The 11,146-nt window shown below is 69.0% G+C and carries 11 protein-coding genes; 2 read left to right on the top strand and 9 right to left on the bottom strand.

Going from position 1 to position 11,146, the window contains the following annotated elements; translation table 11 throughout:
• Positions 1 to 39 precede the first annotated feature (39 nt).
• Both FS769_RS10490 and FS769_RS10485 read left to right on the top strand, forming a co-directional pair.
• The gene (locus tag FS769_RS10490; protein WP_144833192.1) at positions 40 to 1,506 is read left to right on the top strand and encodes a polysaccharide deacetylase family protein; all 1,467 of its coding nucleotides are present in this window, start codon (positions 40 to 42) and stop codon (positions 1,504 to 1,506) included.
• A gap of 77 nt (positions 1,507 to 1,583) precedes the next feature.
• Positions 1,584 to 2,333, top strand: coding sequence for a hypothetical protein (locus FS769_RS10485; RefSeq protein ID WP_144833190.1), 750 nt, complete (start codon positions 1,584 to 1,586; stop codon positions 2,331 to 2,333).
• A gap of 101 nt (positions 2,334 to 2,434) precedes the next feature.
• On the opposite strand, the gene FS769_RS10480 is transcribed toward FS769_RS10485, so the two are convergent.
• From FS769_RS10480 to uvrC, 9 genes are all read right to left on the bottom strand, one after another.
• On the bottom strand, positions 2,435 to 2,788 hold the full coding sequence (locus FS769_RS10480; RefSeq protein WP_144833188.1) for an RNA polymerase-binding protein RbpA: 354 nt from the start codon (positions 2,786 to 2,788) through the stop codon (positions 2,435 to 2,437).
• Position 2,789: 1 nt separating this feature from the next.
• Entirely contained in the window at positions 2,790 to 3,038 is a 249-nt protein-coding gene (gene secG, locus FS769_RS10475) for a preprotein translocase subunit SecG (RefSeq protein ID WP_056232190.1), read from the bottom strand.
• A gap of 115 nt (positions 3,039 to 3,153) precedes the next feature.
• Positions 3,154 to 3,942, bottom strand: a complete 789-nt coding sequence (gene tpiA / locus FS769_RS10470) for a triose-phosphate isomerase (protein ID WP_144833186.1) — start codon at positions 3,940 to 3,942, stop codon at positions 3,154 to 3,156.
• Positions 3,933 to 5,147 (bottom strand): phosphoglycerate kinase, encoded by a 1,215-nt coding sequence (locus FS769_RS10465; RefSeq protein ID WP_144833185.1) that lies wholly within the window; start codon positions 5,145 to 5,147, stop codon positions 3,933 to 3,935. Before FS769_RS10465 ends, tpiA begins: the two co-directional genes overlap by 10 nt.
• A gap of 6 nt (positions 5,148 to 5,153) precedes the next feature.
• Positions 5,154 to 6,164, bottom strand: a complete 1,011-nt coding sequence (gap, locus tag FS769_RS10460) for a type I glyceraldehyde-3-phosphate dehydrogenase (RefSeq protein ID WP_094734144.1) — start codon at positions 6,162 to 6,164, stop codon at positions 5,154 to 5,156.
• Between the two features lie 103 nt (positions 6,165 to 6,267).
• Positions 6,268 to 6,894 (bottom strand): superoxide dismutase, encoded by a 627-nt coding sequence (locus FS769_RS10455; RefSeq protein ID WP_144833183.1) that lies wholly within the window; start codon positions 6,892 to 6,894, stop codon positions 6,268 to 6,270.
• A gap of 384 nt (positions 6,895 to 7,278) precedes the next feature.
• Positions 7,279 to 8,256, bottom strand: coding sequence for a DNA-binding protein WhiA (whiA, locus tag FS769_RS10450; RefSeq protein WP_144833181.1), 978 nt, complete (start codon positions 8,254 to 8,256; stop codon positions 7,279 to 7,281).
• A gap of 41 nt (positions 8,257 to 8,297) precedes the next feature.
• Complete coding sequence (rapZ, locus tag FS769_RS10445) at positions 8,298 to 9,176, bottom strand: RNase adapter RapZ (RefSeq protein WP_144833179.1); 879 nt, start codon at positions 9,174 to 9,176, stop codon at positions 8,298 to 8,300.
• A gap of 31 nt (positions 9,177 to 9,207) precedes the next feature.
• Positions 9,208 to 11,133: an excinuclease ABC subunit UvrC gene (gene uvrC / locus FS769_RS10440; protein WP_144833178.1), complete on the bottom strand. Its 1,926-nt coding sequence runs from the start codon at positions 11,131 to 11,133 to the stop codon at positions 9,208 to 9,210.
• Positions 11,134 to 11,146 lie beyond the last annotated feature (13 nt).

The raw sequence follows: 11,146 nt of genomic DNA, 5'->3' as shown, positions 1-11,146 counted from the left end.
TCCTCCCCCCACCTCGCCCCGCACGAAAGGCAGTCCTCCATGACCCGACGAGACCTCCGTATCGCCCGGCGGCGCCCACCCACGTCTCCACGCCGACCGTGGGTGCGCGCCCTCGCGGTGCTCGCGACCCTCGGGGTGGCGGTGGCGGGCTCCGTCGCGCTCGCCCCCGCCCCCGCCGAGGCGGCCACCCGCACCGTCGTCAGCCTCACGTTCGACGACGGCAACGCCGATCAGCTGAAAGCGCTGCCCGCGCTCCAGGCCAACGGCATGAAGGCGACCTTCTACATCCCCTCCGGCTACATCGGCGCGTCGACCTACATGACCCGCACCGACCTGACGAACCTCAAGAACGCCGGCATGGAGATCGGCGGGCACACCGTCAACCACGCCGATCTGACCGCGGTCAGCCTCGACGAGGCCACGCGCCAGATCTGCCAGGATCGCAAGAACCTCACCTCGTGGGGCTTCAACGTCCGCAGTTTCGCCTATCCCTTCGCCGACGCGAACGCCGACGTCGAGAAGGCCGTCGCGGCGTGCGGATACAACAGCGGCCGCCTGCTGGGCGACATCAAGAGCCGCTTCGGCTGCTCCGACTGCGGGTACGCCGAGAGCATCCCGCCCGCCGATCCCTACGCCCTCGCCGCTCTCGACCAGGTCGACTCGACGTGGACGCTCGCCGACCTGCAACAGGGCGTGACGAACGCCGAGAAGAACGGCGGCGGATGGGTGCAGTACACGTTCCATCACGTCTGCGACGACGCGTGCGACGATCTGGCGATCTCCACCTCGGTGTTCAGCCAGTTCCTGTCGTGGCTCAAGACCCGGCAGGCGGCGGGCACCGTCGTCAAGACCATCGGCAGCGTCGTCGGAGGCACCACGAAGCCCGTCGTGAACGGCCCCTCCGTGCCGGCGGCGACCGGATCGACCAACGGCATCGTCAACCCGAGCATGGAGACCGGCGCCCCCGACTGCTGGATGCGCGGGGGCTACGGCAGCAACACCGCCGACTTTAGCACCGGCTCCCCCGCGCACACGGGCAACATCGCCAGCGGGATCACGATGAGCGACTACGTCGACGGCGACGCGAAACTCCTGCCGCAGTTCGATCTCGGCCAGTGTTCGCCGACGGTGACACCGGGGCGCACCTACGCGCTGCGCGAGTGGTATCAAGCCAGCGGACCGACGCAGTTCGCGGTCTATCTGCGTTCGACGACGGGCACGTGGTCGTACTGGACCTCGAGCCCCTGGTTCGCCTCGGCGACGGCGTGGACCGAGGCCGACTGGACGACCGCGGCGATCCCCGCCGGCTACAACGGCATCAGCTTCGCCCTGAACATCTTCGGCAACGGAACGCTGCGCACCGACGACCTCGGTCTGTACGACAGCGCGAGTGCTCCGCCGGTGACCGCCCTGACGAAGACCGCTCCGCTCGCGAAGACCACTCCGGGCACCCCGCAGGGCCCGATCGAGACCGTGCACCCGACCGAGAGCGACCTCAGCGGATGACGCGACCCCCTCGCCGGACGGCGGCGATCACCCCCGCGGTGGTCGCCGCCGTCGGCGGGGTGGGACGACGATCCCGGATGCCGCGCCGGCACCGCCCCGCCACGGCGGTCGCCCTGGCGGTGCTCGCCGTCGTCGGCGTGACGGCGTGCGCCCCCGCGCAGCCCGACCGTCCGCAGACGGGATACCCCTGGCACACCGACATCGTCTCGACGACGTTCTGGGTAGGTGAGGTCTTCGACCCGAACGCCTCCGATGGCAGCCAGCGCATCTCGACCTACGACTCCGACTGGCTGGGGTCGTACGGCGGATGCGACGGCGTCGTCGACGGTGACTCGTGCCGCACCGAGGCCCGCACCGCGGCCGACGACTACTTCCCCACGCGCATGACACCGCGCGAGAACCCGTTCTACCTCGACCTGCCCTTCGACGACGTCAACGACGACGAGGGCTTCGCGACCCGGGGAGAGGTGGTCCCGTGGGCGGGCAGCGGGCAGTACGCGGCCATCGCCGACGATCCGACGCAGAGCCTGATGAAGAATCGCTGGGTGGTCCTGCGCAAGGGCGACCGCACCTGCTACGGCCAGATCGAAGACGCCGGCCCCGGCGAGTACCGAGACGCCGCCTACGTCTTCGGCGCCGACGACCGGCGCCCCGCGAACGCCCGCTACAACGGCGCGGGCCTCGACGTGTCGCCCGCTCTGAACGGCTGCCTCGGCTTCGCGGAGCTCGACGGCGACGACGACACGGTCGACTGGGCCTTCGTCGACGACGCCGACGTGCCCGACGGACCGTGGACCAGGATCGTCACGGATTCCCCCGTCCGCTGAGCGGATGCCGTGCACGAGGGCGTCTGCTCGCCGGACGCCGAGAAAGCAGAAGGGCCGGATGCCATGGCATCCGGCCCTTCTGTGAGATCAGGCGCGTCGGGTCACTGTCCGCGACGGTCGCGCAGTTGCTGCAGCGCGTCGTCGAGGAGCGAGGCCGCCTCTTCGTCGGAGCGGCGCTCCTTCACGTACGCGAGGTGCGTCTTGTAGGGCTCCGCCTTGGCGAGCGCCGGCGGGTTGGCCTTGTCGCGCCCGGCGGGAAGGCCGGAGTGCGGGGAGTCGATCGTCTCGGGGATCTCATCGTCGGGAATGCCGGCGGCGAAGTAGCGCACCGTCTCGTTGCCGAGGGCGTCCCAGTACGACACGGCCACGCGATCCGCGTGGAAGCCGTGATCCTGCTCGCCCATGGGGCCCGCGCCGACGCGCGAGCCACGGATGGCATTGCCGCCAGTGGCCATGTCAGATCTCCGCGAATTTGGTGAGGAGACCGAGACCGACGATGGTGACGAACCACACCAGCGCCAGCACGATCGTGAATCGGTTGAGGTTGCGTTCAGCCAGGCCCGACGAACCGAGGGCGGAGCTCATGCCGCCGCCGAACATGTCGGACAGACCGCCACCGCGACCCTTGTGAAGCAGGATGAGCAGGGTCAGCAGGAGGCTGGTGATGCCCAGGAGCACCTGCAGGACGAACTCGAGAATCTGCACTGTCGAAAGCCTTTCGCGAGCGGCCAGTCGACCGCACAAGCGTCAAGTATACGGGGACGCGTCTCAGACGCACGGATGCCCGCGGCGGTGAGCCGCGGGCACCCGGGAGAAGGCGTCAGACGCCGACGTGCTTCTGGAAGCGGATGATCGCCGCGAACTCGTCGACGACGAGGCTCGCGCCACCCACCAGGGCACCGTCGACATCGGGCTCGCGCATGAAGCCGGCGATGTTGCCCGACTTCACCGATCCGCCGTAGAGCACGCGGGTGCGCGCTGCGGCATCCGCACCGAGCTTGTCGGCGACGACCGCGCGGAGCTTCGCGCAGACCTCCTGGGCCTGATCGGGCGTCGCGGCCTGACCCGAGCCGATGGCCCAGACCGGCTCGTACGCCACGACGATGTCGGCGTCGGAGGACACGCCCTCGAGAGCGACCTCGAGCTGACCCACGGGAACGGCGCTCGCGCCGAACTTCTCGAGGTCTTCCGAGGTCTCACCGACGCAGATCACCGGGACGAGACCGTGGCGGAGGGCCGCCTGGGTCTTCGCCGCGATGACGTCGTCGGTCTCGTGGTGGAACTGGCGACGCTCGGAGTGCCCGATGATCACGTACTTCGCGTCGAGCTTGGCCAGGAACTGGCCGGAGATCTCACCGGTGTACGCGCCGGAGTCGTGGGCCGAGAGGTCCTGACCGCCGAGGGCGAACTCGATCTTGTCGGCGTCGAGCAGCGTCTGCACGGTGCGCAGGTCGGTGTAGGGCGGGAACACCGCGACCTCGACACTGCCGTTCTCGTGCTTGGCTTCCTTCAGCGTCCAATGCAGCTTCTGGACGAACGCGACCGCCTGCAGGTGGTCGAGGTTCATCTTCCAGTTGCCGGCGATGAGGGGGGTTCTGGTCACTGCCATCCGAGGACCTCCAGTCCGGGGAGCTTCTTACCTTCGAGGAACTCCAGGCTGGCGCCGCCACCCGTGGAGATGTGACCGAACGCCTCGTCGGCGAAGCCGAGCTGACGCACGGCCGCCGCGGAGTCTCCGCCGCCGACGACGCTGAGGCCGTCGACCTCGGTGAGCGCCTGGGCGATGGTCTTAGTGCCGGCTTCGAACGCCTTCATCTCGAACACGCCCATCGGGCCGTTCCAGAAGACGGTCCGCGAGCCGCGCACGGCCTCGGCGAAGATCTCCGCCGTGCGGGGTCCGATGTCGAGGCCGAGACCGGACGCACCGAAAGCGGTGTCTTCGAGGGCGTCCGCGTCGGCGACCACGTGGTCGGCGTCCGCCGAGAACGAGGCTGCGACGACGGCGTCCACCGGCAGCACGATCTCGACGCCGCGCTCCTTCGCCGAAGCGATGTAGCCCTTCACGGTGTCGATCTGGTCCTGCTCGAGCAGGCTCGCGCCGACCTTGTGCCCTTCGGCGACGAGGAAAGTGAACATCATGCCGCCACCGACGAGGAGCTTGTCCACGCGCGGCAGCAGGTGTTCGATGACGCCCAACTTGTCGCTGACCTTCGAGCCGCCGAGAACGACCGTGTAGGGGCGCTCGGGGTTCTCGGTGAGACGGTCGAGGACCTCGAGTTCCTTCTGGATGAGAAGACCGGCGGCCGAGGGCACGAGCTGGGCGAGGTCGTAGACGCTCGCCTGCTTGCGGTGCACGACACCGAAGCCGTCCGACACGAGGGCGTCGCCGAGACCGGCGAGCTCACGGGCGAAGGCCTGACGCTCGGACTCGTCCTTCGAGGTCTCCCCCGCGTTGAAGCGGAGGTTCTCGATGACGGCGACCTCACCGTTCTCGAGCGAGGCGACGGCATCCCGAGCCGACTCGCCCACCGTGTCGCGCGCGAACGCGACAGGCTGGCCGAGAAGCTCGGACAGGCGCTGCGCGACCGGCTCGAGGGAGTACTTCGGGTCGGGGGCCCCGTCGGGGCGGCCCAGGTGCGAGCATACGATCACACGCGCGCCGGCGTTGATCAGTGCGTTGAGGGTCGGCAGCGACGCGCGCACGCGGCCATCGTCCGTGATGATCCCGTCCTTGAGAGGAACGTTGAGATCACAACGGACGATGACGCGCGTGCCGGCCAGCGACCCCAGCGAATCGAGGGTGCGCAGAGCCATGGAGGGTCAGAGACGCTCGGCGACGTACTCGGTCAGGTCGACGAGACGGTTCGAGTAGCCCCACTCGTTGTCGTACCACGACGAGACCTTGACGAGGTTGCCGCTGACGTTGGTCAGCTCGGCGTCGAAGATCGACGAGTGCGGGTTGCCCTGGATGTCGCTCGAGACGATCGGGTCTTCGGTGTACTGCAGGATGCCGTTGAGGCGACCCTCGGCAGCGGCCTTCTTGTACACCTCGTTGACCTGGTCGACGGTCAGACCCTCGGTGGGCGTGACGATCGTGAGGTCGACGATCGAGCCGGTGGGAACCGGAACGCGGTACGACGAGCCGCTGAGCTTGCCGTTGAGCTCGGGCAGCACCAGGCCGATGGCCTTGGCGGCACCGGTCGAGGCGGGGACGATGTTGATCGCCGCACCGCGCGCGCGACGGAGGTCGCTGTGCGGGCCGTCCTGCAGGTTCTGGTCGGCGGTGTAGGCGTGAGCGGTCATCATGAAGCCGCGCTCGATGCCGAAGGCCTCGTTGAACACCTGGGCGAGGGGCGCCAGGCAGTTCGTGGTGCACGACGCGTTCGAGATGATGACGTCGGTCTCGGGGTTGTAGGTCTCTTCGTTGACGCCCATGACGATGGTCGCGTCGTCGCCCGTGGCGGGAGCCGAGATGAGGACCTTCTTGGCACCACCGGTGATGTGCTTCTTGGCGTCTTCGGCCTTGGTGAAGCGACCGGTCGACTCGATGACGATGTCGACGCCCAGCTCGCCCCAGGGGAGGTTGGCGGGGTCGCGCTCTTCGAAGACCTTGATGGTCTTGTCGCCGACCGTGATGGAGTCAGCGGTGTACGAGACGTCCTCGGTCAGCACGCCGCCGACGGAGTCGTACTTGAGGAGGTGCGCCAGCGACTTGTTGTCGGTGAGGTCGTTCACCGCCACGATTTCGAGGTCGGCACCCTGCGCGAGAGCCGCGCGGAGGTAGTTGCGTCCGATACGGCCGAAGCCGTTGATTCCGATCTTGACGGTCACGGAATATCTCCTGAATCAGTTGTGCGCGAGAAGCGCGTGATTGCGGTGTTCGCTGGCGGACAACGGCGTCCCGGTGGGGTGCCCCACCGGGACGCCGCACCGTTTACGACAGTACCAGCAGACCCGCGGTCTTCTCTCGGGCGGCCGCGAAGCGGTCCTGGGCGTCGGCCCAGTTGGCGATGTTCCAGAACGCCTTCACGTAGTCGGCGCGCACGTTCTTGTAGTCGAGGTAGTACGCGTGCTCCCAGACGTCGAGCAGGAGGATCGGCACGGTGCCCGCGACGATCTGGCCCTGCTGGTCGAAGAACTGCTGGATGACGAGGTTCTCGCCGATCGAGTCCCAGAACAGACCCGCCCAGCCCGAACCCTGCACGCCGAGGGCGGCGGCGGTGAACTGCGCGCGGAACGCGTCGAACGAACCGAACTGGTCGTCGATGGCCGACTCGAGGTCGCCGGTGGGCTTGTCGCCACCGTTGGGCGAGAGGTTCGTCCAGAAGATCGAGTGGTTCGTGTGGCCGCCGAGGTTGAACGCGAGGTCCTTCTGCAGGCGGTTGATGTTGGCGAAATCGTTCTTCTCGCGCGCTTCGGCGAGAAGGTCGAGAGTGGTGTTGGCGCCGTTGACGTAGGTCTGGTGGTGCTTGCTGTGATGCAGCTCCATGATCGTCGCGCTGATGTGCGGCTCCAGCGCCGAGTAGTCGTAGGGCAGTTCGGGCAGCGTGTACTTCGCCATGTTCTCTACTTCCGAATCGGGCGCTGCCCCAGACCTCTGTATCGAGACGACTTGCCGAGACGACGTGCCGAGACGACGGTCGAGGAATCGAGCAGCGAGGGTGACGTCTTCATCCTATTGACGGTCAACGCCGCACCCCCAGGGTTGCTTCCCCGAATGACGGAGAGTAGACGGCCCGGGCGCGTCGCGAAGGGCTGGCCGGAGGCCGCGAGACCCTGACGACGGCAGGACCATCGGGGGCGGATGCCGCGGAACCGGTGTCAGCGCGAACGCGATGCCGTGAGCTCACGGCATCCGGGGAGATCTTCTCTCCGTCGTCGGCGCCGACGGGCACGGCGGCCTCGGTGCCCGGGATCCCGTCGACTTCGGCAGGTCTGATCCGGGTCAGTCGTCCGCGCCGACGGGCACGGCGGCCTCGGTGCCCGGGATCCCGTCGACTTCGGCCTTCTTGTCGGCCATCGCGAGCAGGCGGCGGATGCGACCGGCGACGGCGTCCTTCGTGAGGGGCGGGTCGGCGTGGTGGCCGAGCTCGTCGAGGCTCGCATCGCGGTGGGCGAGGCGCAGCTCGCCCGCCTGCTGCAGGTGCGGGGGAACCTCGTCGCCCAGGATCTCGAGCGCGCGTTCGACGCGGGCGCACGCGGCGACGGCCGCCTGGGCGGAACGCCGCAGGTTCGCGTCGTCGAAGTTCACGAGGCGGTTGACCCCCGCGCGGACCTCGCGGCGCTGGCGCATCTGGTCCCACTCCCCCGCGGTGCGACGTGCGCCCATCTCGTAGAGCGCGCCGCGGATCGCCTCGCCGTCGCGCACGACGACGCGCGGCACTCCGCGCACCTCGCGGGCCTTGGCCGGGATGCCGATGCGGTGGCCCGCGCCGACGAGGGCCATCGCGGCCTCCGACGAGGGGCACGAGATCTCGAGAGCTGCGGAGCGGCCCGGGTCGCTGAGGGTTCCGGCGGCCAGGAACGCGCCGCGCCAGATCGCGCTCAGATCGGAACGCGAGCCGGTCGTGAGCTTGTTCGGCAGGCCGCGCACGGGGCGACGGCGCTGGTCGAGAAGACCCGTCTGGCGCGCGAGGGTTTCGCCGGCTTCGATGACCCGCACCGCGAACAGCCCGCCCGTGCGTCCGCCGGAGCCCTGCACGTGATGCAGCTCGGGGCGCACGCCGTAGAGCTCCATGAGGTCGCGGGCGACACGGCGCGCGAGCACGTCGGAGTCGAGTTCGGCCTCCACGGCGACGCGGTTGGCGATGGAGTGCAGACCCCCGGAGAAGCGCAGGAGGGCCGTGAGCTCGGCGACGCGCGCGGTCGGGCGCGGGTCACGGACGGTGATGAGCTCGGCCTTCACGTCGGCGGTCAGGGGCACGGTTCTCCTCGGGTGGGGGGCGGCGGGGACGACGTTACAGCCTACTCGCGACCGAGGTCGCGGTGAGCCACCCGCACGGCCACCCCGGGCACATCGGCCAGACGTGCAGCGAGCTCGCGCGCCATCACCACCGATCTGTGCTTACCCCCCGTGCAGCCCACTGCCACCACGGAATGACGCTTGTTCTCGCGTTGATATCCCTCGAGCACGGGGCGCAGCGCCGCCGCGTACGACCCCAGAAACTCCTCGGCGCCCTGCTGGCCCAGCACATATTCCCGCACGCGGGGATCCTCACCGGTGAGCGGGCGCAGCTCGTCGTTCCAGAACGGGTTCGGCAGGAATCGCATGTCGGCGACCAGGTCGACGTCGGGCGGCAACCCGTACTTGAACCCGAAGCTCATGAGGGTGACGGTGTGACGCGCCGCGCCCTCTTCGCCGAACAGCTCGACGGTGCGCAGCGACAGCTGGTGCACGTTGAGGGCCGAGGTGTCGATGACCACGTCGGCGGCCTCGCGCACCGGGGCCAGACGCTCGCGCTCGCGCCGGATGCCGTCGAGGATCGTGCCGTCGTGCTGCAGGGGGTGCGGGCGGCGGACCGCCTCGAAGCGCCGCACGAGCACGGCGTCGGAGGCGTCGAGGAACACCACGCGCACCTGCCGACCGGCCTGCAGGGTGCGCATCGCCTCGGGGAGGTCGCCGAACAGCGTGCGCCCGCGCACGTCGACGACCACGGCCACGCGGGGCACGGCACCGCCGGCGAGTTCGGTGAGCTCGAGCAGGGGCCGCAGCATGCGCGGGGGGAGATTGTCGACCACATACCAGTCGAGGTCTTCGAGCGAGTTCGCGACGGTCGATCGCCCGGCGCCCGACATGCCCGTGACGATCAGCACCTCACCTGGCTCGTCTCGTGCCGGTTCCATGGGTGACCGCCTCCCGTCGTGTCGTTCCAGCCTACCGAGCCAGATGGGTGTGGATGTTCTCGGCGAGGGTCGGTCCGATGCCCGGGAGCTCCATGATCTCGTCGGGTGTGGCGTTCTTCAGCGCCGACACCGAGCCGAAATGCCGCAGCAGCGCCTTGATCCGCGAATCGCCCAGGCCGGGGACCTCGGCGAGGACGCTCGTGATGTCGCGCTTGCGGCGCTTGCGCTGATGCACGATCGCGAAGCGGTGGGCCTCGTCGCGCAGGCGCTGCAGCAGGTACAGGGCCTCAGAGGTGCGCGGCAGGATCACGGGGTACTCCTCCCCCGGCAGCCAGACCTCTTCGAGGCGCTTCGCGATGCCGCACAGCGCGATCTCCTCGTGACCGGCGTCGGCGAGGGCGCGGGCGGCCGCGGCGACCTGCGGCTGACCGCCGTCGACCACGAGCAGCTGCGGGCGATAGGCGAAGCGCGGGCGCTTGCGCGCCGTGACGACCTCGCCGTCGGCCGTCGCCTCCGCCGAGTCGGGGGCGGTGACGATCGCTCCGCCCATCGTCTCGGGCTCGATCTCGTCGGGCCTGTCGAGGTAGGCGAGGCGCCGCGTGAGCACCTGGTACATCGAGTCGGTGTCGTCCGTGGTCTCGGCGACCCCGAACGAGCGGTACTGGTCTTTGCGCGGGAGCCCGTCTTCGAAGACGACCATGGATGCCACGACGTTGGTGCCCGCGAGGTGCGAGATGTCGAAGCACTCGATGCGCAGGGGCGCCTCGGTCATGCCGAGGGCCTCCTGCAGGTCGGTCAAGGCCTGCGACCGCGCCACGTAGTCGCTCGTGCGGCGGGTCTTGTGCAGCATGAGGGCCTGCTGGGCGTTGAGCGTCGCGGTCTTCAGCAGGTCGGCCTTGCGTCCGCGCTGGGCCACCTGCAGCGTCACGGGCCGGCCGCGACGCTCGCGCAGCCAGTCCTCGAGCTGTTCGGCGTCGTCGGGCAGCTCGGGAACGAGCACCTGACGCGGGATGTCGGTGGCATCCGCGTCGCCGTAGGTGCGCTGCAGCACCTGATCGACGAGCTCGGCGCCGGAGATGTCGATCTCCTTCTCGATCGTCGTCGCCCGCACACCGCGCACGCGCCCGCCGCGCACGACGAAGTGCTGGACGGTCGCGGCGAGCTCGTCCTCCGCGATGCCGAAGAGGTCGGCATCCGTGTCGGAGGCCAGCACGAGCGCGCTCTTGCCGAGCACCGCGTCGATGGCCTGCAGGCGGTCGCGGTAGTGCGCGGCCGACTCGTAGTCCATCGCCGCCGAGGCCTCTTTCATGCGGGCCGTGAGCTCGCGTGCGAAGCGCTGGTCGCCGCCCGACATGAACGAGACGAAGTCATCGACGATCGCGCGGTGCTCCTCGATCGTCACCTTCATCGAGCAGGGGCCGCCGCAGCGACCGATCTGGCCCGGGAAACACGGTCGACCGGATGCCATCGCCTTCTTGTACGACGAGTCGCTGCACGTGCGGATCGGGAAGACCTTGATCATCAGGTCGATGGTGTCGTGCACCGCCCAGACCTTGGGGTACGGCCCGAAGTACTTCGCCCCCCGGATCTTCGGGTTGCGCGTGACGATGACCCGCGGCGCCTCGTCGGCGAGGGTGATCGCCATGAAGGGGTACGACTTGTCGTCTTTGTAGCGGACGTTGAAGGGCGGATCGAACTCCTTGATCCACATGTACTCCAGCTGCAGCGAGTCGATGTCGCTCGGCACGACCGTCCACTCCACGCTCGCCGCCGTCGTGACCATGCGGCGCGTGCGCTCGTGCAGCGAGTGCAGCGGAGCGAAGTAGTTCGACAGACGCGCGCGCAGGTTCTTCGCCTTGCCGACGTACAGCACGCGCCCGTCGGCGTCACGAAACCGGTAGACCCCCGGGTTGGTGGGGATTTCTCCGGCCTTCGGTCGGTACGAAAGCTGCGACATCCGTTCTCGGGAT

This window comes from Microbacterium sp. BH-3-3-3 (assembly GCF_007679045.1).
GTDB lineage: Bacteria > Actinomycetota > Actinomycetes > Actinomycetales > Microbacteriaceae > Microbacterium > Microbacterium algihabitans.
Note: the sequence above shows the minus strand (reverse complement) of the source record. Positions and strands in the feature narration are given on the sequence as shown.